Here is a 19,515-nt window from a genome sequence, read left to right as displayed (position 1 = left end):
GCGAGGCCCGGCACATGACGGAAGTAAATGGGCTTCGAACAGGCTGAGCAAGATCAGGCCAAGGGACGGGTATTGGACATTAGGGGTACAAAGATAGCTTACTATTTAGCGAGCACATACAATTAACCCTCCCGCGGAACCCGTTTACGAAACCCTAGTTCACGCAGCCCATTCGCCGACCAACGGAACTCACAACCGGCATGAACCTGACGGACATTTTCCTGCAAACCCTGGAAACAACCCTGCCTGTATTTGCCATGGTCTTTATTGGCTTGGGCCTGCGCAGGATCGGCTGGATCGACAGTGCGTTCGTCAACACAGCCTCGGCCCTGGTGTTCAAGGCCACGCTGCCAACACTGGTATTTCTGAGCATCATCCGGGCGGATCTGGACACGGCACTGAACTTCAGCCTGCTGGGCTTTTATCTGGCGGCAACCCTGGCAAGCTTTGCACTGGCCTGGCTGTGGGCTTACTGGCGGGTTCCCCATGCTGACCGGGGCGTTTATGTTCAGGGCGCGTTTCGGGGCAACTGTGGCATTGTTGGCCTGGCTCTGGCAGCTAACCTGTACGGCGACTTCGGTTTGTCCGCGGGCGGCATCCTGCTCGGGCTGGTAATCATTTCCTACAACGCGCTGTCGGTCGTCGTGCTTATTGCCTATCAGCCGGGACAAACCGCCAGCTGGCGCCGGATCGGCCACGACATTATCCGGAATCCGTTGATCATAGCGGTCATCATTGCCATTCCCGTGGCCTGGCTGGATATCCGGTTCCCGGAGTGGGTTATGACCTCCGGCGATTATTTCGCATCCCTGACCCTGCCCCTGGCTCTGTTATGTATTGGCGCCACCGTGTCGCTTAGCGCCATCCGCAGCGATAGCGCCACGGCCTTGGGCTCCAGTTCGCTGAAGATGGTTGTGTTGCCGGCCCTCTGCACGGCCGCGGCCTGGCTAGTAGGCTTCCGGGGCGCGGAACTGGGGCTGATGTTCCTGTATTTTGCGAGCCCCACGGCTGCAGCGAGTTTTGTCATGGTGAAGGCACTGGGCGGCAACGATCGCCTGGCCGCCAACATCATTGCGCTGACGACACTGATGGCCAGTGTTACCGTAACCCTTGGCGTGTTTGCCCTGCGCAGCGCCGGATTGATCTAGGCGGCGCGCGCACACAGCTCCTGCATCGCTAAAAACCCGCGCTCGCAGCCACACTGGTAGCTGCTGCCAAACAGGTTGTAGTGATTCAGGTAGTGGTAGAGGTTGTAGATATCGCGCTTCTGCTCGTACACCGAAGTTCGCGAGAAGGCGCGGTCATAGGCCCGATAAAACGCAGACCCAAAGCCTCCGAACATTTCTGTCATCGCCAGATCCGCCTCGCGATCCCCGCAGTAGATGGCCGGGTCGATCAGCCAAGGGCCTTCCGAATCAAACAGCACGTTGCCACTCCAAAGGTCGCCGTGCAGCAGGCTTGGTTGGTCGCAATGCTCGTTCAGCCAACTAATCAGGGTGTCATCACACTGATCCAGAATGTCTTCGAACCGATTGCGAACGCTGCTAGCCCGGACTCGGGATACCTGACAGCGCAGACGCTCCTGAACAAAGAACTCGCCCCAGTATTCGGCCCAGCGGTTCGGCTGCGGCGACAGCCCGATGTAGTTGTCCCTGCGCCAGCCATACATCGACTGCGGCAGCCTGTGCAGCGCCGCCAACCCTTCACCCAGCGCTTCAAGCGCTTCATCGCCAGCCCGGGCAGGCTCTATGGCAGTAATCTCAAGCGTCGACTCGTCTACCCTGACAACCTCGGGAACCCGAACAGACTCAACCCCTGCCGCTTTCAAACCATCAGAAAGTCGGCTCAATCCCTCTGCCTCGCAGAACAGAGCGTCAGCGTATGCCGTAGTGTTTCGTTTACGAAAAATACCAGACATTCCAATCCAGCCTCCTTGAACATGTCCACCAACAGCCGGTAGATTAAAACATAGCTGACATTCCCGCCTGACAAGGACATTACATGCACGCCAAGCGTTGGTCCCTGCTCATTTCCGGACTCGTTCAAGGGGTCTACTACAGAGCTTCCACAGAAACTCAAGCTACCAAACTCGGGCTTACCGGCTTTGCCCGCAATCTCGCCGACGGCAGAGTGGAAGTTGTCGCGGAAGGTACCGAAGATCAATTGCAGCAGCTAAAAAGCTGGTGCGAAATCGGCCCGACGGCCGCAAGGGTAGACTCTGTGGAGGTTTCGGAACAAGAGGCCACCGGGGAATTCAATGACTTTGGCATTCGGCATTAACGGTGCCAATGTGACCCACAACCTACCGTTTTCCCAAGCCTGCGAGAATAACAAGGGCCCCATTCTCGACAAGCTGGCAAACATCTTCAGCGCGCCCGGGCTGGTTCTGGAAATTGGCACCGGCACTGGCCAGCACGCCGTGCATTTTGCCGGGCACCTGCCCCACCTTACCTGGCAGCCCAGCGATCATCCTCAGAATTACCAACTCTGCCTGCCCAGAATCAGGCAGGCGGGCCTGGCAAACCTATATCAGCCGAGACAACTGGACGTTCGCCAATCAGACTGGGACTTACCCGACACCGTGGATGGCGTGTATTCAGCCAACACCGCCCACATCATGTCATGGCCGGAAGTGGAACGGATGTTTGAAGGCGTCGCTGGCATCGTTTCGCCGGGATCAGCATTCTGCCTGTACGGTCCGTTCCGGTACGATGGCCAACACACCAGCGCCAGCAACCTGAATTTCGACCAGCATCTTCGGTCCCAAAATCCAAGCATGGGCATCCGGGATATGATTGATTTGATAGCCCTTGCTGACCGTTGCCAGCTGTCGCTGGACGAGGATATCGAGATGCCGGCCAACAATCGAATGACCGTCTGGCGGCGTCAGTCATGAGGTCAGCCAGGTCTCGCCATGGCTCCTTCCACGCCATTGGCACGGGGCTCGTCCTGACCGCAGCTTTCTCAGCCGCTCACGGGGCACCCGTTGCCAACATCGTGGTCACTGCACCGTTATTGGAGCGCACACTCTACGAGACCCCCGCCGCGCTGTCGGTTGTCCATCGCCCCACCATTCAACAGGGCCAGCTGCGAAACAAGCTGGATGAGTCCCTGGTACTGGTCCCTGGCGTGTACCTGCAGAACCAGGAGAACTACGCCCAAGGGGAGCGCATTGCCATTCGGGGATTCGGTGCCCGGGCCCCCTTTGGGGTTCGGGGAATCACCGTGATCGTCGATGGCATTCCCTACACCCTGCCCGACGGACAGGCCCAGCTGGACGCCATTGATTTGGACAACGCCGAGCAGATCGAAGTGATCCGAGGCCCGGCATCGGTACTCTATGGCAACGCCGCCGGCGGTGTTATCAGCGTGACTACCGCCGATGGCCGCCGGGCCCCCGAAGGCTCCAGCATTCGCCTCACCGGGGGCAGTCATGGCTTTGGAAAACTTACTGCCCGCAACAGCGGTACTGACGGAACCTGGGCCCATAACATCAGTTTCACTGCGTTAAATGTGGACGGGTACCGGGACCAGAGCGAAGTCGAAAAATACCTGTTCAATTCGAAGCTGAGCCGGGACCTGGGTGACGATCAGTCCCTGACGGTTATCCTGAACCTTCTCGATAACCCCCGCTCGGAAGACCCCGGCGCTCTCACCGCTGAACAGGTTGAAGACGACCGCACCCAGGCCGGGCGCTTCACCGAGGAGTATGACACCGGCCAGACCGTCGACCAGCAGGTGCTCGGTCTGCAATACCAGGACTTGTCAGCCGGCTCCGGCGAATGGCGGGCAAAAACCTTCTACCTGCGCCGGAACTTCGAGCAGCAACTGCCCTTCCCCGGCCCCAGCCGAATCGACTACAACCGCGATTACTTCGGTTTCAACTCTGACTATCGCCAGCCGTTGGCATTGGCCGATTTCCCTGTCCGGACAGTCACAGGCATTGAGGCGCGTCGACAGCGGGATGATCGCAGCCGACGCGAAGTAAGCTTCGACGGCACATTGCAGGGAAAAACCGCGGACGAGGTGCAAACCGCCACGGCTCTCAGCGTTTTCAGCCAAGGCGATCTGGACCTAACCCCGCAGTTGACCCTTTCCGCGGGCGCACGCTTTGACCACATCCATATGGAAGTGGACGATCAGTTTACGGAGGATGGCGATCAGTCCGGTGACCGCTCCTTTGGTGAATGGAGTGGCTCAGCCGGCCTGAGCTATCGATATCGCCCCAATCACCAGGCCTACGCCAACGTCAGCACCGCGTTCGAGACGCCCACCTTCTCCGAGTTCGCCAACCCTTCAGGCCAGGGCGGATTCAATCCGGACGTTGAGCCACAAAAAGCGGTGAACCATGAATTGGGTTTACGGGGCGAGTTCGACGGCGGCGTCGACTATGACCTGACCCTGTTCTGGATCGATGTACGGGACGAGTTAACCCCCTATACCTTGCCCGGTGATAACGACCGGACCTTCTATCGAAACACCGGCGACACCACTCGCAAGGGTGTTGAGGCAGCTGCAGGCTGGAGTATTTCGCCAGCCTGGCGGGTTGAGACGGCTCTGACGCTGGCCCGCTACAGCTTTGATGACTATCAGGTAGGCGGCAATAACTTTGCCGGTAATCGGCTGCCCGGCTTGCCGGAACAGGTCTGGAGTAACCAGCTTCAGTGGAATGGTCTCGGCGGCCTATTCGGCAAACTCGAAACCCGCTATGTCGGGGATCTGGTCGCGGATGATGCCAACGATGTTCGTGTGGATGATTACTGGCTGGTAAATCTGCGAGGGGGTGATACCTGGCACGTCAGCCGGAACAGCCTGCTGAAGGCCTTCGTGGGCGTCCGCAACCTGCTGGACGAGGAGTATTTCGCCAATGTGCGCATTAACGCCAGCAATGGCCGTTATTTCGAACCGGCGGCAAAGCGCACCTATTACGCGGGGCTGGAACTCACATTCTGAACCCATAAAAAAAACCCTGACCTTCTGCAAGGTCAGGGCTTTCTGTTGGCGGAGAGGGAGAGATTACTCGGGCCTCCGGCCCTCACCCCTTCGGGGCCGTCGTCGCAACGCTCCGACGTTCCTCAGCCTGCTGGACAGGCTTCGGTCGAACCCGCGAGGGATCTTCTACCCACCCAATCGGCCAATAAAAAACCCCAGCATGCGCTGGGGTTTTGTATTGGCGGAGAGGGAGGGATTCGAACCCTCGAAACGCTATTAACGTTTACACACTTTCCAGGCGTGCGCCTTCAGCCACTCGGCCACCTCTCCAATAAACTGTTTCAAATCAGCGATCTCGTCGCTCATTTGAGGGCGCAAACTCTAATGGTTTTTATGGCGTTTGGCAACTCCCTTTCTGCACTTCGGGAATTTTTTTCTTTTTGGGTGGGTTTTCGTTTACCCGTTGTTAGGATTGGACACTATAAGGTGACAGACCACGCTACACTCGAATCTGACCAATCTCGCCTAAGGAGCCAACCAATGATGATGAAAGCCGAGCAATCAACCCTGCTGTTGATCGATGTTCAGGAACGACTGATGCCTGCCATCGCCCATGGCCAGGAAGTGGTCGACCAGTGCCTCACGCTCGCCACCATCGCCGGGCTACTGGGTGTGCCGATTCTGGCCACAGAGCAGTTGCCGGAAAAGCTCGGCCACAACGTGGAAGACATCCGGGAGCTGTGCGATCAGGTCATTACCAAGGATCACTTCGACGCCTGCCCCGACGGTCTCATCGATAAGCTTCCGCAAGGGCGCAAGGAGATCGTGATCTCCGGCTGCGAAACCCACGTATGCATGCTGCAGACCGCACTCAGCCTGCTCGATGCCGGCTTTACCGTATGGGTAGTCGCAGACGCCACCGGGTCACGTAACGAATTTGACCGGGACGTTGCCCTGGATCGGCTAGCACAGAGTGGCGCACGGATTGTGACCCTCGAAATGGTTGCGTTCGAATGGATGCGTCACTGCAGGCACCCGCACTTCCGGGACATACAGAAACTGATCAAGTAGCTATTAATTACGAGGCCAGCGATGCTGAACATGGATTTCTCCAAGCGTGTGGTGATCCGCACCGAAGAACAGGAGTGGGTATCCAGCCCGGCGGGCGGCGTGCTGAGAAAACCGCTGGCCCGCGAGGACGCCGAACGCGGTCACGCCACCAGCGTGGTCCGCTATGAGGCGGGCGCCTCATTCAAACGGCACGAACATCCGTTGGGCGAGGAGATCCTGGTTCTTGACGGCGTATTTTCCGACGAAACCGGCGACTATCCCGCCGGAACCTATTTCCGGAACCCGCCCGGAACGGGACACGCGCCTTTTAGCCGCGATGGCTGCACCTTGCTGGTCAAATTGCATCAGTTTGATGAGCGCGACCTGACGCCGGTGCAAATAGACACCCATTCCCAGCCCTGGCTTCCGGGTATTGGCGGGCTTGAGGTAATGCCTCTGCACAATTTTGAGCACGAGCATGTCGCACTGGTGAAATGGCCGGCCGGCGAGCGGTTTCAGCCGCACCGGCACTTTGGCGGGGAGGAAATCTTTGTGCTCTCGGGCGAGTTTTGTGATGAAAACGGCCGCTACCCGGTAGGTACCTGGATCCGCAGCCCTCACCTCAGTCAACACCATCCGTTTGTGGATGAGGAAACCGTTATCTGGGTGAAAACCGGCCACCTACCACTCCAGGTCTGATCCGCTAGCGCTCCCCGGAGAGCCCATTCCAGTCTCCCTTAGGCCCTTAAGACGCTTCTGAGTCCTGCCAATGCCCGCCAGAGAAATCGTGATTACTGGCACTGCTAGCCGCAATCGACCGCTCGCCCTCTGGCACCTCAAACACGTGGTACGCTTCCGGGCCGAAAGGATCCAGAGCTGTGCCCCGATACTGATAGGAATCCGGAACCGGCTCGCCCGAAAAGGCCACGCGGAAATGATGCTCGCGGGTCTGAGCACCTACCTTTAGCGGTTGCTCAACCCAGAGGTAAACGGATTTATCCGGCACGATGTACTCACACCGAACTACTCGATAGCCTTCATGGAGCGAAAGGCTGGTAGGCTCCTTACCGGCATCCAGTCGAAATTTGTGGATAGTCTTCATGGCGGTGACTCCTCTGAAAATGTGGTCAACACACCCCTATCATGTTCCGAAACACGGCTCGATAAAATAAGATTTTATAAGCCTTTTAGATCGATTTTTCCGAGCTTTTTATGAAGGCTATTGAGAGAGTTATTGAGAGATATTCCGAGCGGATTGAATACTCGCACTGCGCTCGCAGATGGCACGAACCCCTTCGTGTGCGGGATTCTTGCTACGGGTAATCGCAAACAGCTCATCCTTTACGTCATTAATTGAGGCAATCTCTTCGACCTCGTACTGCCTGCAAACTTCGGCCCGGATCGCCGTCGGTGCCGCAAACACGCCGAGGCCCTGCCGGCCGAACACTTTGATCAGGGCACTGTCATCAATTCGAGCCACCACGCTCATACGCACCCCCTGCAGTGAAAACCAGTTCATCAGCTTTTCGAAATAAGGGGCATTGGTGGCATTCGCCAGCAGGGGCTCGCCGTTGAGTGAGCCCGGAAAACCCTTCTTTAGTCGCTCGGCCATATCGGATCGGGCGAACAGACTGATGGTGGAACCTGAGAGCGGATGCGCGGTAAAGCCGCCGTGTTCAGCCAGCCCGGGCATCCGATCGGTCAGCACCACATCGAGATCCTTGCGCTTGAGGCGAAGCATCAGGTCATCGGTGCCACCGGTCTGGCAGTTGAGCTGAATAGTACGTTGCAGCGCCATGGCGGGCTGCAGAAGTGAGTAGGCGATCAGCTTGTGGATGGAGGCCGAAATCCCTGCCGACAGCATTAACGGACGATCGGCCGGCGCCAGCTTCAGAGTTTCAGTGAGTTCGCCCGTGAGCGCAAAGATTTCGTCTGCATAGACCAGGACGGTCTTGCCCAGATCCGTCAGGATAAGCTGGCGCTGTTCGCGGCGGAACAGCAGGCCATCCAGGGACGATTCGAAGGTCGCGAGCTGCCCGCTCAAGGTTTGCGGGGCAAGCTCCAGCACCTCGCTTGCGCGGGCAATAGAGCCTTCCCGGCTGATCATCCAGAAGTAATAGAGGTGTCTGAGGTTGAGCTGATCCACTGGCAACTCCTCAGTTCGCATTCAGGAGGGGCGAGGCACCTTCAGAATATCACCGAAGGTCACGTATTCGCTGCCTCCCAGGCGACCGATCGGGTCCACTGCGGCTCCATCGATTTTTAACCGGTCCTTGTCATCATAGTGAGCCGCCTGGTCCGCCACGTAGACGCCTTTAACCAGGCCAAACAACAGAGTTTGCGGTGCCGCTCCGATTTCCTTGATGTCATAGAGTTCACAGGCAAACGCGACGTGGCAATCCTTGAGCCGGGGCAGGCGGGAGCCCTGCATAGGGGTCAGTTCCAGCCCAAGATCCGCCAGCTCCGATTCACCGTGCGGCAAGGTGCGGGAAGTTGCCGTCATGGCGCTTGCCAACTCCCGGTGCGCGATATGGACGACAAAATCCTTGCGAGCTTCGATATTCACCCGCGTGTCCTTGAAGGCATTGTCCGTAGGCTTTCGGCCCACCGAGAACATCAACAGCGGAGGATTACTGGTGATCGGGGTGAAGAATGAAAACGGCGCCAGATTGTAGTCACCATCGGGGTTCTCGCTCAACACCCAGGCAACCGGCCGAGGCACCACAGTCTGGGTGAGAATGTGGTAAACCTCGGTCGGATCCATGTTCTCGAAATCGATAAACATCAGGTTATTTCTTCCTGTAAATGATACCCGGGTGGCACTGCACCATCTCGTACAGGTGGGGCAAGCCGTTCAGCGATTCGGAGGCACCGAGGATGAGATAGCCACCAGGGTTCAGGGTGGCATGAATGCGGGTCAGGATGTCTTTCTTGAGTTCTGCCGAGAAATAGATGAGGACATTGCGGCACATGACGATGTCGAATTTACCGAGCATGTAACGCTCCAGCAGATTCAGCTCCTTGAACTCGACCATACTCTTGAGCTGCGGCCGAATCTGCCAGCCGCCGTTCAGTGACGGAGTGAAAAACTGCTTTTGCCGTTCCGGGGAGAGTCCGCGCCCGATGGCGATCATCTCGTATTCGCCCCGGCGCGCCACTTCAAGAACGCTCTTGGAGATATCGGTGGCGGTGATCTTTACATCCCGAAGCCGGCCCGGCCGCTGGCGCCGAAACTCTTCCACGATCATGCCCACCGAATAGGGCTCCTGCCCTGTGGAACAGGCCGCGGACCAGAGCCGCAGGGGCTGAGGCGTTTGACGCTCGGCGAATTCTGGCAGCAGCTTTTCTTGCAGGATTCGGAACGGGTGATTGTCCCTGAACCAGAGTGTTTCGTTGGTCGTCATCGCATCGATGACAACCTCACGCAGGCTCGCCCTTCCCGTCCGTTTCAATCGGTCGACCAGCTCACCCAGAGAGTTGAGCTCGTTTTCTTCAAGAATGCGACGGAGACGGCTCTTGACCAGATACTGCTTGTTCTCGCCCAGCAAAATGCCGCACGCATCCTGCAGGAACGTCTTGAAGGCTTCATATTCCTGTGGCGTTATTTCCGCTTTCATTGGATCTCTGTGGTTTGTGCATCAGTGCGCAATGCAATTACTTTTGGTCGATGATCTCCATCACTCGCTCGGCCAGCTCATCAGGACTGAACTTGGCCATGAAGTCGTCTGCCCCAACCTTTTGCACCATGGCCCGGTTAAAGACACCACTCAGCGAGGTGTGGAGCATGATAAACATTCCGCTGAGCGCCGGGTCACCCTTGCACTTGGTCACCAATGTGTAGCCATCCATTTCCGGCATCTCTACGTCCGAGATTATCAGTGCCAGGTGATCACCGGCCTTGGAACCGTCACTGGTGATCTCTTTCAGGTACTCATAGGCCTGTTTGCCGTCGTTCTTCGCAACCACGTCCATGCCAATCGCGGTCAGGCAACGCTCCATCTGGCGGCGGGCCACCGATGAGTCATCAACTACCAGAACCGGCAGGTTGGCAGGCTCCCGGCCAGCACTCTTACTCAAAACCGCTTCGGTTACCTCTTCCTTGAGCGGAGAAACTTCAGAAAGAATCTTCTCTACGTCAATGATTTCAACAAGCTTATCATCAATCTTGGTAACGGCAGTAAGATAAACATCATTGCCGGCACCTTTCGGCGGCGGAAGGATATCCTCCCAATTCATGTTCATGATCCGATCTACGCCGGTGACCAGGAACCCCTGGGTTTTTCGATTGTACTCGGTGATGATCACGAAACTGTTGGCCAGTTCTTCTTGGGGAATTCCCGGCAAGCCGATGGACATGCTGAGGTCAATGATGGGAATGGTCTCACCGCGAGTGTGGGCGACACCACGAACCACAGAGCGGCTATTCGGAATAGAGGACAGCTTCGGGCACTGAAGAACCTCTTTTACCTTGAACACGTTAATACCGTACATCTGACGCCCGCGCAGGCGGAACATCAGCAGCTCAAGGCGGTTTTTCCCTACCAGCTGGGTCCGCTGGTTTACGCTATCCAATACCCCTGCCATCTATGCTCTCCCAACTCACCGGAATGTCACCGGCATGTATTTTGCTGTTAATCAAAACATGAACGAACCGACGAAAAATCGTCACCAACGCAATCAATTTTTCGTTTAACGGCCGACGGGGCCAAATCCTTAGGATTTTTCCGGAGTATTGGCCGGACATTGACAGCATAGGACAAAGTGACACGTATGCGCACCACCATTTTTGGCATCGCTCTACTAATGTCCGGCCTTCCGGGCGGTGTAACTGCCGAGACTACGGCCATGGAGATTGAGCAGGCTGCGACGAACTACCTCACCGCCTTTGCCGAAGAACAGTCCGAGAAAGGCTATCAGGTGAGCTACGAGCCGAGCGGCGTAGACAGCCGGCTAGCACTGGCCAGCTGTGAGCAACCCTTAGCCGTTGAGTTCACCGGCGATCCCTGGCGCAGCACGCACCCGTCCCTGCAAGTCGCGTGCGAAGGCATACGCCCCTGGCGCATGTTTGTGACCGCATCGGTTTCCATCAATGGCCCGGCCCTGGTCGCAGCACGGCCGCTGGCCCGGGGCGAGCGCATCACCGCTGATATGGTCACCACTCAATCGGTTGTGGTAAATGCCAGCCGCCGTGGTGTGCTGGGCACCGCCGATCACATACAGGGCATGGAAGTTCGCCGGCCGATAAATGCAGGGTCCATGATCACCCCCGACCTTCTGACCGCACCAGACGCGGTGGAACGTGGCGATCATGTTATTATAACCGCCAAGAGCGGAGCCTTTGAGGTGACATCCCGAGGAAAGGCCTTGGCGAATGGCTCCGTGGGCGAACAGGTACTGATTCAAAACCTTCGATCTGCCCGGACGGTTCGGGCAAACGTGATCGCACCAGGGCGCGTTGAGATTCCTATGTAGTCGTAACAGGTAGTCGTCGCTGGCAAGTTTCTGCCGCTCGGCAATGGCCTGCCGCCGTCATCGCCCATATCGCGCAGGTTGAGACACCGCAGATGGAGAATCGGTAATAAAAGTCCGGAAAATTTCACTAAAGGTATGGACGGCGCGGCCGTTACATAGATACATACTCGAGTAAGTCGCGCTTCCGCGCGGCACTATAGGCAAGCAGGTATTGATATGTCAGTTGACTTAAATGGAATTGGCCCCGGCCAGGTCAACACCCAAAGAACCACGGCCGATAAATCCTCCAGCAGCCAGGGCGCCCAGCCAGCAAGCAGCGACCAGGCTAAAACTCAGGCCCAGTCCGCTCGCGGCGAAAGCGTCAGCCTCAGTAACCAGGCCAAGAACCTGAAGCAGCTAGAGCAGAAGCTTGGTGATTACCCTGAGATGGATGATGATCGAATTGCAGAAATCCGCTCAGCACTCGAAAATGGAACCTACAAGATCGATGCAGAGAAACTGGCCCAGAAAATGCTTGAGATGGATGAAAGCATTTTTGGGTGAGTAGATCATGGCTGCTATCGATGAATTGAAAGAACTTTTGTTGCAAGACGCGCAACAACTTGCGGTTTTGGTGGACATCCTTGATAAGGAAAAAGCCTGTCTGTCTGCCTCTGATGTTCGTGCGCTGCAAGCGCTGACCACAGAAAAGAATCAGGTTCTGGAGCAGGTTCGGGAGCGGGCGAAACGGAAGATCCATGCTCTCGTGGCCATGGGCTACAAGCCAGAGAGCGGCGCACCTTCCCGCTTTATTCAAAGTGCCGGCATGACCGAACTGTTCGATCTTTGGAAACGGGCTGATGAGCAGATGCGTCAATGCCAGGCTCTGAACCAGCACAACGGTCGAGTTATGGGCCACCTGCAGAAACGCCTCTCACGCCTGACTGATATCTTCCGCGGGGCCACCGGCCAGCAAAAACTCTACGGCCAGCAAGGCCAGCAAACCTCGGTATCCAGCCGAACCATGCTGGCCAGCGCCTAAGTACACCAGATCTGAGATAACGCCCGGCAAGCCGGGCGTTATTTTTTTTAGCGGGTATAAATAGTCATCTGTGACGACGGACTGAAGCGAACGTCATGGATACTGACGTTTCCAAACGACGGCCCCTGGCTGCCGCTGACCCGAATGTTGTTCATCCGAATTTCCTCGATGCGCTCCGGAAACGCCAGGGTTAGGCCGCCATCCTCTTGCAGGGTATAGCGAGGCTCTCCCTCCCGGTAATGAACGCCCGTAATGGTCAGGTCCGAATCCAGAAAGTTCAGGACCGGCACGAACACATTGGCGGTAAGCTCCAGCCCTTCCATGACATCCGCCTCCGATCCATCACCCTGTTCCGTTGCGTCCGCCATGTTGCCCACCCGAGCCATACGCTCCAGCAGCGAGGGATCCCCCTGGCCCGACACGGCCGCCAACTCATCGTCCTCCAAGGGCGTGAAGCCGGCCTCCTCGTACATCTCGCCAGACTCCGACGAAGTGGAGTTCGTGTTGTTGACATGGTTAGTGGCCGCGAAACCGACCAACGGCTGTAAAGGCAGAGCAACAACGGCAACGAGCGCAGCGGCGTTGCGATAGCGGGACTGATGCTTCAGAACCCGACGCAACTCCTTTTCGCTGATCCAGCCAGCGTGAATGAATACCTCACCCAGTCGCTCTCCGGATTTCCGTTGCAGGCGCAGGCCTTCTTCAAGCTGCGCTTCAGACAGGTAGCCTCGACCGACGAGCAATCGTCCTAATCGCGACTTTTCTTCAAATCCCTGACGGATTCTCACTGATTTCTCCTTCTTATTAGTGAAAACCGTACAACCCGGCCCGGCATGGCGTAATGGAGCATGCAGCAACCACTGAGCGTAGCTTAGTCTCACGATTCCGTATCCCAAGAGTCGCCGAAACAGCCCAAGCTTCTGCTAAAATCCTGCGGTAACTGAAGATTCAATGGATTATTGCAGGAAACCACTCTGCAGCTCACCAGGAGATAAGTAATCAAATGCTAAATTCCGTAAAACCGGTTCGTAGTGTGATCCCTGCCCTGATTCTGGCGATGTCGACTTTACTGCCCATTGGCGGAGCCCACGCCGAAACCTCTGTGGAGACAGCTTCTGAGGCTTTACCCAGCGTGAGAGTTATCACTAGCAAAGGCCCTTTTGTTTTACAATTGCGCCCGGACGTCGCTCCAAAGACCGTTGAGAATTTCCTTGAGTACGTCCGCGGTGGCTTCTACAACAACACCGTCTTCCACCGCGTAATACCCGGATTCATGATTCAGGGTGGCGGCTTCACTGCCGACCTGGCCCGGAAGCCCACCCAGGATCCAATCGTTAACGAGGCGAAGCCGACCCTGAAGAATCTCCGTGGCAGCATTGCCATGGCACGCACCAGTGCTCCGGACAGCGCCACCTCTCAGTTCTTTATCAATCTGGTGAACAACGGCTTTCTGGATGCCGGTGTCAGGGGGGCGGGCTATGCCGTTTTCGGCAAAGTGACTGAAGGGATGGGCGTGGTTGAAGCGATTGCGGGCGTGGATACAAATAATGCCCGTGGAATGGCTAACGTACCGGTACAGCCAGTGATGATTGAATCCGTCTCGGTGCTTGAGCCCGCTAACTGATTCCATGTCCGACGAGCTGCTCCCACCCAGTATCGAAACCGCTGAACTGACCTGGCAAGACGGCGTCCCGGAATCATCCCGGTTCGGGGACGTCTATTTCAATCGCGAGGACGGGCTGGCTGAGAGCCGGCATGTTTTTCTTCGCCCCAACCGGCTGTCAGAACGGTTTGAGTCGGTTCCGGCGAGGGGCAGTTTTGTGGTCGCCGAATCCGGGTTCGGCACAGGGCTCAATTTCCTTGCGACCTGGCAGGCGTGGCGGGAGCGTGCGACCAACCCGACTGCTATCCTGCATTTCGTGTCGGTAGAGCGATTTCCTTTACAACGGGAAGACCTGGTTCGCGCCCTTGCCCTATGGCCGGAACTGACCCCGCTGGCGGCCGAACTGGCCGACAAGTACCCGCCACTGACCCGCGGCGCGCATCGCATTCTTCTGGATGGTGGCCGCGTTCGGTTGACTCTATACCTGGGAGATATCCAGGAGGCCTGGCAGGCCCTTCAATTTAAGGCCGACGCTTGGTTCCTGGACGGTTTTTCCCCGGCCCGAAATCCGGAGATGTGGCTCGACCAGGCCCTGGCCATGATCAGAGCTCACAGCAAACCGGGCGCGACACTGGCCACCTTTACCTCCGTGAGCCGAGTTCGGCGGACACTCGAAAGTGCCGGCTTTACCATGCAGGTCATTCCCGGATTCGGACGAAAACGAGACATGCTGGTAGGCACCCTGCCGGTTGAAGTCGAGCTTAACCAAGATCAGGCCCCGCCATCAGTTGCGATCATCGGCGCGGGCATTGCCGGTTGTCTGCTGGCCCGAAACCTCGCCGAGCGCGGTATTCCGGTGACGCTGATTGACTCGGCTACCGGGCCTGGCGCGGGTGCCTCGGGAAACCGTCAGGGCGCGACCTATGTGAAGTTGGGCGTTGAATTCAACGATCAAACTGAGCTGGCACTGACCGCGCTATGCTTTAGTCAGCGCTTCTACGCCCGCTTCCGGGATCAATATTGGCATCCAACCGGCTTGCTCCAGCTGGCCTGGAGCGAGCAAGAACAGGACCGACAGCGGCGCTTCCTGAACAGGAACGCCTACCCGGCGGAGGTCTTCTACCCGGTGGACCAACACCAAGCTGGGCAACTGACCGGCGTGCCGACCCAAACCGGCGGGCTTTGGTTTCCTGGCAGTGGCTGGCTGGAGCCGGCAAAGCTCTGCACGGAGCTAGCGGCACACCCCCTGATCCGCCAGCACTTCCAAACCGACGTCCGGCAACTGCAAAGACTGAACAGCACCTGGGCGATCAAGCCTGCCACCGGGCCAGACATGATCACCGATCGCGTGGTGATTTGCGCTGGCCACCTAACGCCGGCGCTGCTCCCGGTTTCGGGTCGGTTCCGCCTCAAGAAGATTCGCGGTCAGGTCACGCACCTTGAATCACAAACCCTGACAAGCCCTCGATCAGTGATCTGCGGCCCTCGTTACCTGAATCCCGTGCAAGACGGTGTGGCCGTGGTTGGCGCAACCTTTGACCTGCGCGATGACAACCCGGATCCTACGGTGGCCAGTCATGAACAGAACCTGAAAGAGCTGACCGATCTGCTGCCGGGTATTTTAAGAGACACAGAAGGGCTTGGAGAATCTGTTGAAGGGCGCGTGAGCTTCCGCTGCGCCACCCACGACTACCAACCCGTGGCCGATGAACTGTGCGACTCTCACGGGCAAGTAAGCCAGAACCTTTTCATGTTCACCGGATTGGGTAGCAAGGGGCTCACCTATGCCCCGCTGCTTGCGGAATACCTGGCGGACCGACTGTCTGGTCAACCACAGTGCCTGCCAGCACGCCTGATGCGTCGGCTGGCAAGTCAGCGCCTGCATCAGGCAGAAAAATCAGAAACGAATTCAGGGTAAACTACAGAACACAGCCTCGTGGCCGATAAGCAAATAATGCCAGTATAAAACTTGGGGATTCTGCTTCATGTCCATCTTCGTTAGTGAGCCAGGCCGTCCCATCGGGACTCGCCTTCCGGAATCCTTCCGGGCACGGCGTGTGGACGATGTGACGGAACTGACCGAAGGCCACGCTATCAACCTCAGCCACAGCGAGGCAACGGATGCGGAGTTTCAGCAGGCAGCCAACTCGGGGCGGCATCGTGCGCTGGAAGAATATGGCGCCGCTGCCGCAGGCGAACCCAGAGCGGAACGGGCCTACCTACCGGTATCGATGATCTGCTCCCCCGCGCTTTATTCGATACCGGCGGCGTCTACCATCTCGGATGCCATGGCACTCATGGAAGAACACGGCGTTCACCATCTGGTCATAACCGCCGAGGACAACATTGCAGGCCTGGTTGACCTCCGCTGGCTCCTTGATTGGCTGCATCGCAATCGCGCCAACGCGTTCGACCAGAACCTGGTCCATGTGGAACTGCCCGCGTTTCTCACGGCCTCCCCGGAAACCGACGCCCACCAACTGGCCAGACTGATGCTCGCACACCAGTTGAATGCTGCCCTGGTGGTAGGCCCTGACGGTAAGGCCTCAGGCATCGTGACCAGCACCGATTACCTGAGACTTTACGCCAGCGCCAGCAGGCATGAGGGTTCGGTCTAATCCAGAGCTGAGAGCAGCTCACCTTCCGGGCTGAATACCAGCACCATCCAATCTCTTCCTACGCGGGTCAGGGCCACAATTTCGTCATCGCGATAATTGGCGAGCGCAGTAAATTCCGAGTCACCTTTAGCCAACTGGTAACGCCATTCATTCTTGTAGGGCTCTTCCTCGGAATCGGACGCTGAGCCGTCTTTGTCATCTGAGTCAGGATCGTCTTCAACCAGGGATAACCTGGCCAGAATACCCTGGTCGCCGTTGACCACTTCTGCGCTCCCATCGAACCTACCCTCCGTGGCCCCACTGGTTACCATGTCATTGCCAAACGCCATCAGAACCGTGAGCCGCTCGTTCGACTGATCACCTGCATCGTTGAGGGTGAACGCCCGTCTGATCAAACCGGTGGTGGTGTAAGCAATCAGGAAGCCAGACTGGCTGTTTAGGGGCCCGCGCTCCAGGCTGCGATTGCCCTCCTTGTCTTTCAGTAACCGATAGCTTCCTGACGTGGTGCCGAGTAGCCACATTTGGTTGCTTTCATAGATGGCATCAGTGAGCGGATCGTCGGCCTCAGAGCCTACCTGGAACACTGCGAGTCCCCGCTCGCCTGAGGTCGTGCTGTAGAAGAAAGCATCCACGCCTCCCAATACCGGTTCGCCATTTACGGAACCGGCCACGGACCCAAAGAGCAGAGGCGCCACCGAGCGTGCAGCGGCGCCGACCACGGCGTCGTTGGCGGACGAGCCTACCTGCCGAGTCCAGGCAACCTTGGGAACTTCGTTGGCGCCATCCAGCTCCGAATCGATGCGCTGCAGGAAGCTGTCCATACCCCCGGCGTTAGTTTGTTTGGGCCAGGTTCCCGCGGTTTCCCCGGCGATCAGGACGTAGCCACTTTCGGCATTCATTCGCACCGACTGTACCCGGTCGTCGGCGCTGGTGCCGGTTCGAATCGTCCAGCTCTCAACATACTCACCACCGTTGGATGAGTCATCAAACCAGTACCTGGTCGTCACAATATCAGCTCCACCCTGGGCGGACGTGCCCGCCACAGCCGAATCGGTGCTGTATGAGACGACGAATTCGAAGCGGTCGACCTTGCCTTTATCCCTGGCCACCTCACGCTTGACGGTGGCAATTCGCGGCTTTGGCCGGGACAGCGTGTCGCCTGGGCTGGAAATTAGAATATCTTGCAGTTGGCTGCCTTTCTGGCTGTATACCCTGACCCGCACACGATCGCTATTGAGACTGTCATAACCGGCGACAAAGACCCTGCCCTGGTGGGACACATCAATGTCGGTTGCGACAAAGCCATCGGATTCATTCAACACCAGAGCCTTGATCTGCTCATTTACGCTTACTCTCAGGACACTTTCATCAATGGCCCGAGCGTAGTTTTCCCGGCCCGCCTGATACTCCTGATCCAGGCCGAGCAAGAGAAAGCGGTCGTCCAGTTCCGGATTGGAATAGCTACCATCAGGAACCCGGATGCGGAACCTGACTTCGTTGACGCCAACCGGAAACTCCAGCTCATCGGAAGGCGACCAACTGCCATTGATCCAGCGCTCGGTGACCACTCCAGCGCCCAGCTTGACGTCCGACTCCCTTGTTTCCTCGAGCCTGGCCAGAATCGGCTCGTCCCTGTCGCCGGTCAGCACCGCCAGATACTCCCTTGCATCGCCAACGTTCAGGGCATCTCGCGCGCCACCATCCTCGGTTTGAATGCTTACTAGTGGCTCGTTATCGTCAATTTTCAGGGCGGTATCGGCTTCTTTGTTATTGGGGCCCAGGCCCGCGAGCCCGGAGCGTACTTCGGTGAGCTTGAGCTCGGCAGTCTCCTGCTTTTCAGGGAAAGAATCGTCGATCACTTCCAGCCGGATATAGCACTCGGTAATGCCTGGTTCCAGTGTCACCACACCACGGCTGTAAGTACCAGACTCGTCCTGCTGATAGACAAGGTAATCCAGCTCTTCCAGACGGGATCCACTGTCGCTGCCCAGGGCGACAATGTCGTGACCAACGGTGGCATCGGCCTCGTTGGCCTTACTGTGCTCACAACGCTGATGTGGCGGGAGGAATGCAGTGTCGGGGGACTTGTCGCAGCTGTTCGGGTTGTACTGGGACGTTAGCTCAAAGGCCACGGCCACTCGGGTAACCGATGGTTGATCGAGCAGAACTCGAACCAGAACTGGCTGGGTTTCGGCGGTGACGGTCTTGGTGCCGGAAACCGAGCCGTCTTCAGCGTACTGGTTTATGGTAAAACTATGTTCACCTGAGGTATCCAGATCAGGGACCTCACAACGCTCGTCACTTTCTTCCGGATCGGCGCCACGGTCGGCATTCTTCCCCTCCGTGAAGGTGTCGTTCGCAAGCGATAGCGCGTTGTACTTAACCTCAATATCGAACGGCTGCACACCAGCCATTTCACCGTCTGTGCTTACCAGATTAATACCCAACTGGCGTCCCAGGTCCGCCTCGCCCCGACTACCCCCGCCCAGGCCAGGGACGCCCCGCATGATGATGCCCTGGCGGGCCTTGTTGTTGGTGTCCTCAAGGGCCAGCCAGGATGGCGCATTGGTAAGGGTGTAATCGAGAATGCTTTCGCCACCATAGGCGCCAAAGTTATAGTAGTACTCTACGCCGAGATAGGCTTCTGCCGGCGGCACTCCAATGATGGTGGGGTCGTCCGGGTCTTTTTCGGTCTTGCAGGCAACCAGGGCCGAAGCAAAAAAAAGCGTCGCCAGAAAACGGCTGGCGGAAGCTGTGCGGGAGACTAAATCGGCGCGCATGGAGAAATCCGTTTTAACGTTGTTGTTATCGGGTGCCCT

20 protein-coding genes and 1 tRNA gene are annotated in these 19,515 nt (G+C 57.5%); 12 read left to right on the top strand and 9 right to left on the bottom strand.

What is annotated here, in order from left to right:
• Positions 1-200: 200 nt before the first annotated feature.
• Positions 201-1,148 carry an AEC family transporter gene (locus FCS96_RS14970; protein ID WP_138441185.1) on the top strand — a complete coding sequence of 316 codons (948 nt, stop codon included), beginning with the start codon at positions 201-203 and terminating at the stop codon, positions 1,146-1,148.
• On the opposite strand, the gene FCS96_RS14965 is transcribed toward FCS96_RS14970, so the two are convergent.
• Positions 1,145-1,918, bottom strand: a complete 774-nt coding sequence (locus tag FCS96_RS14965; protein WP_138441184.1) for a fructosamine kinase family protein — start codon at positions 1,916-1,918, stop codon at positions 1,145-1,147. The genes FCS96_RS14970 and FCS96_RS14965 overlap by 4 nt on opposite strands.
• Positions 1,919-2,001: 83 nt before the next feature.
• Between FCS96_RS14965 and yccX the strand changes: the two genes are divergently transcribed.
• The 3 genes from yccX to FCS96_RS14950 are packed head-to-tail and all read left to right on the top strand — an operon-like array spanning position 2,002 to position 4,953.
• A complete protein-coding gene (yccX, locus tag FCS96_RS14960) occupies positions 2,002-2,280 on the top strand; it encodes an acylphosphatase (RefSeq protein ID WP_138441183.1) in 279 nt (92 codons plus the stop codon).
• Entirely contained in the window at positions 2,258-2,896 is a 639-nt protein-coding gene (locus FCS96_RS14955; RefSeq protein WP_228264122.1) for a DUF938 domain-containing protein, read from the top strand. Before yccX ends, FCS96_RS14955 begins: the two co-directional genes overlap by 23 nt.
• Positions 2,893-4,953: a TonB-dependent receptor family protein gene (locus FCS96_RS14950; protein WP_138441182.1), complete on the top strand. Its 2,061-nt coding sequence runs from the start codon at positions 2,893-2,895 to the stop codon at positions 4,951-4,953. Before FCS96_RS14955 ends, FCS96_RS14950 begins: the two co-directional genes overlap by 4 nt.
• A 218-nt stretch (positions 4,954-5,171) precedes the next feature.
• Here FCS96_RS14950 and FCS96_RS14945 read toward each other — a convergent pair.
• Positions 5,172-5,262: transfer RNA gene (locus tag FCS96_RS14945), tRNA-Ser, on the bottom strand.
• Between the two features lie 210 nt (positions 5,263-5,472).
• On the opposite strand from FCS96_RS14945, the gene FCS96_RS14940 reads away from it, so the two are divergent.
• Both FCS96_RS14940 and FCS96_RS14935 read left to right on the top strand, forming a co-directional pair.
• The gene (locus tag FCS96_RS14940; RefSeq protein ID WP_138441181.1) at positions 5,473-6,003 is read left to right on the top strand and encodes an isochorismatase family protein; all 531 of its coding nucleotides are present in this window, start codon (positions 5,473-5,475) and stop codon (positions 6,001-6,003) included.
• A 21-nt stretch (positions 6,004-6,024) separates the two neighbouring features.
• Positions 6,025-6,681, top strand: coding sequence for a cupin domain-containing protein (locus FCS96_RS14935; protein ID WP_138441180.1), 657 nt, complete (start codon positions 6,025-6,027; stop codon positions 6,679-6,681).
• Between the two features lie 46 nt (positions 6,682-6,727).
• Here the strand turns inward: FCS96_RS14935 and FCS96_RS14930 are convergent, their stop codons facing one another.
• From FCS96_RS14930 to FCS96_RS14910, 5 genes are all read right to left on the bottom strand, one after another.
• Positions 6,728-7,084, bottom strand: coding sequence for a DUF7352 domain-containing protein (locus FCS96_RS14930; RefSeq protein ID WP_138441179.1), 357 nt, complete (start codon positions 7,082-7,084; stop codon positions 6,728-6,730).
• Positions 7,085-7,213: 129 nt separating this feature from the next.
• A complete protein-coding gene (locus tag FCS96_RS14925) occupies positions 7,214-8,128 on the bottom strand; it encodes a LysR substrate-binding domain-containing protein (protein ID WP_138441178.1) in 915 nt (304 codons plus the stop codon).
• 21 nt (positions 8,129-8,149) lie between these two features.
• Positions 8,150-8,767 carry a flavin reductase family protein gene (locus FCS96_RS14920; RefSeq protein ID WP_138441177.1) on the bottom strand — a complete coding sequence of 206 codons (618 nt, stop codon included), beginning with the start codon at positions 8,765-8,767 and terminating at the stop codon, positions 8,150-8,152.
• Between the two features lie 4 nt (positions 8,768-8,771).
• Positions 8,772-9,599 carry a CheR family methyltransferase gene (locus tag FCS96_RS14915; RefSeq protein WP_138441176.1) on the bottom strand — a complete coding sequence of 276 codons (828 nt, stop codon included), beginning with the start codon at positions 9,597-9,599 and terminating at the stop codon, positions 8,772-8,774.
• 37 nt (positions 9,600-9,636) lie between these two features.
• Entirely contained in the window at positions 9,637-10,566 is a 930-nt protein-coding gene (locus tag FCS96_RS14910; RefSeq protein ID WP_138441175.1) for a chemotaxis protein CheV, read from the bottom strand.
• A 186-nt stretch (positions 10,567-10,752) separates the two neighbouring features.
• Here FCS96_RS14910 and flgA point away from each other — a divergent pair, with 186 nt between their 5' ends.
• The 3 genes from flgA (at position 10,753) to FCS96_RS14895 (ending at position 12,475) form a co-directional block, all read left to right on the top strand.
• Positions 10,753-11,454, top strand: coding sequence for a flagellar basal body P-ring formation chaperone FlgA (gene flgA / locus FCS96_RS14905; RefSeq protein WP_138441174.1), 702 nt, complete (start codon positions 10,753-10,755; stop codon positions 11,452-11,454).
• A 216-nt stretch (positions 11,455-11,670) separates the two neighbouring features.
• Entirely contained in the window at positions 11,671-11,997 is a 327-nt protein-coding gene (flgM, locus tag FCS96_RS14900) for a flagellar biosynthesis anti-sigma factor FlgM (RefSeq protein WP_138441173.1), read from the top strand.
• 7 nt (positions 11,998-12,004) lie between these two features.
• Positions 12,005-12,475: a flagella synthesis protein FlgN gene (locus FCS96_RS14895; protein ID WP_138441172.1), complete on the top strand. Its 471-nt coding sequence runs from the start codon at positions 12,005-12,007 to the stop codon at positions 12,473-12,475.
• A gap of 47 nt (positions 12,476-12,522) precedes the next feature.
• Here FCS96_RS14895 and FCS96_RS14890 read toward each other — a convergent pair whose 3' ends face one another.
• Entirely contained in the window at positions 12,523-13,263 is a 741-nt protein-coding gene (locus tag FCS96_RS14890) for a pilus assembly protein PilB (protein ID WP_138441171.1), read from the bottom strand.
• A gap of 215 nt (positions 13,264-13,478) precedes the next feature.
• Here FCS96_RS14890 and FCS96_RS14885 point away from each other — a divergent pair, with 215 nt between their 5' ends.
• The 3 genes from FCS96_RS14885 to FCS96_RS14875 all read left to right on the top strand — a co-directional run bounded on the left by FCS96_RS14885 (position 13,479) and on the right by FCS96_RS14875 (position 16,696).
• Positions 13,479-14,099 (top strand): peptidylprolyl isomerase, encoded by a 621-nt coding sequence (locus FCS96_RS14885; RefSeq protein WP_138441170.1) that lies wholly within the window; start codon positions 13,479-13,481, stop codon positions 14,097-14,099.
• 4 nt (positions 14,100-14,103) lie between these two features.
• Positions 14,104-15,996 (top strand): bifunctional tRNA (5-methylaminomethyl-2-thiouridine)(34)-methyltransferase MnmD/FAD-dependent 5-carboxymethylaminomethyl-2-thiouridine(34) oxidoreductase MnmC, encoded by a 1,893-nt coding sequence (gene mnmC, locus FCS96_RS14880; RefSeq protein ID WP_138441169.1) that lies wholly within the window; start codon positions 14,104-14,106, stop codon positions 15,994-15,996.
• A gap of 67 nt (positions 15,997-16,063) precedes the next feature.
• Positions 16,064-16,696 carry a CBS domain-containing protein gene (locus FCS96_RS14875; RefSeq protein ID WP_138441168.1) on the top strand — a complete coding sequence of 211 codons (633 nt, stop codon included), beginning with the start codon at positions 16,064-16,066 and terminating at the stop codon, positions 16,694-16,696.
• Here FCS96_RS14875 and FCS96_RS14870 read toward each other — a convergent pair.
• Positions 16,693-19,476, bottom strand: a complete 2,784-nt coding sequence (locus FCS96_RS14870) for a hypothetical protein (RefSeq protein WP_138441167.1) — start codon at positions 19,474-19,476, stop codon at positions 16,693-16,695. The genes FCS96_RS14875 and FCS96_RS14870 overlap by 4 nt on opposite strands.
• Positions 19,477-19,515 lie beyond the last annotated feature (39 nt).

It is taken from the genome of Marinobacter alexandrii (genome assembly GCF_005871205.1).
GTDB lineage: Bacteria > Pseudomonadota > Gammaproteobacteria > Pseudomonadales > Oleiphilaceae > Marinobacter > Marinobacter alexandrii.
This window is presented reverse-complemented; position numbering and strand designations above follow the sequence as displayed.

Coding starts and splice junctions, on each gene's coding strand:
- FCS96_RS14970 (WP_138441185.1), top strand. CDS start 201: ATGAACCTGACGGACATTTTCCTGCAAACCCTGGAAACAACCCTGCCT.
- FCS96_RS14965 (WP_138441184.1), bottom strand. CDS start 1,918: ATGTCTGGTATTTTTCGTAAACGAAACACTACGGCATACGCTGACGCT.
- yccX (WP_138441183.1), top strand. CDS start 2,002: ATGCACGCCAAGCGTTGGTCCCTGCTCATTTCCGGACTCGTTCAAGGG.
- FCS96_RS14955 (WP_228264122.1), top strand. CDS start 2,258: ATGACTTTGGCATTCGGCATTAACGGTGCCAATGTGACCCACAACCTA.
- FCS96_RS14950 (WP_138441182.1), top strand. CDS start 2,893: ATGAGGTCAGCCAGGTCTCGCCATGGCTCCTTCCACGCCATTGGCACG.
- FCS96_RS14940 (WP_138441181.1), top strand. CDS start 5,473: ATGATGATGAAAGCCGAGCAATCAACCCTGCTGTTGATCGATGTTCAG.
- FCS96_RS14935 (WP_138441180.1), top strand. CDS start 6,025: ATGCTGAACATGGATTTCTCCAAGCGTGTGGTGATCCGCACCGAAGAA.
- FCS96_RS14930 (WP_138441179.1), bottom strand. CDS start 7,084: ATGAAGACTATCCACAAATTTCGACTGGATGCCGGTAAGGAGCCTACC.
- FCS96_RS14920 (WP_138441177.1), bottom strand. CDS start 8,767: ATGTTTATCGATTTCGAGAACATGGATCCGACCGAGGTTTACCACATT.
- FCS96_RS14915 (WP_138441176.1), bottom strand. CDS start 9,599: ATGAAAGCGGAAATAACGCCACAGGAATATGAAGCCTTCAAGACGTTC.
- FCS96_RS14910 (WP_138441175.1), bottom strand. CDS start 10,566: ATGGCAGGGGTATTGGATAGCGTAAACCAGCGGACCCAGCTGGTAGGG.
- flgA (WP_138441174.1), top strand. CDS start 10,753: ATGCGCACCACCATTTTTGGCATCGCTCTACTAATGTCCGGCCTTCCG.
- flgM (WP_138441173.1), top strand. CDS start 11,671: ATGTCAGTTGACTTAAATGGAATTGGCCCCGGCCAGGTCAACACCCAA.
- FCS96_RS14895 (WP_138441172.1), top strand. CDS start 12,005: ATGGCTGCTATCGATGAATTGAAAGAACTTTTGTTGCAAGACGCGCAA.
- FCS96_RS14885 (WP_138441170.1), top strand. CDS start 13,479: ATGCTAAATTCCGTAAAACCGGTTCGTAGTGTGATCCCTGCCCTGATT.
- mnmC (WP_138441169.1), top strand. CDS start 14,104: ATGTCCGACGAGCTGCTCCCACCCAGTATCGAAACCGCTGAACTGACC.
- FCS96_RS14875 (WP_138441168.1), top strand. CDS start 16,064: ATGTCCATCTTCGTTAGTGAGCCAGGCCGTCCCATCGGGACTCGCCTT.
- FCS96_RS14870 (WP_138441167.1), bottom strand. CDS start 19,476: ATGCGCGCCGATTTAGTCTCCCGCACAGCTTCCGCCAGCCGTTTTCTG.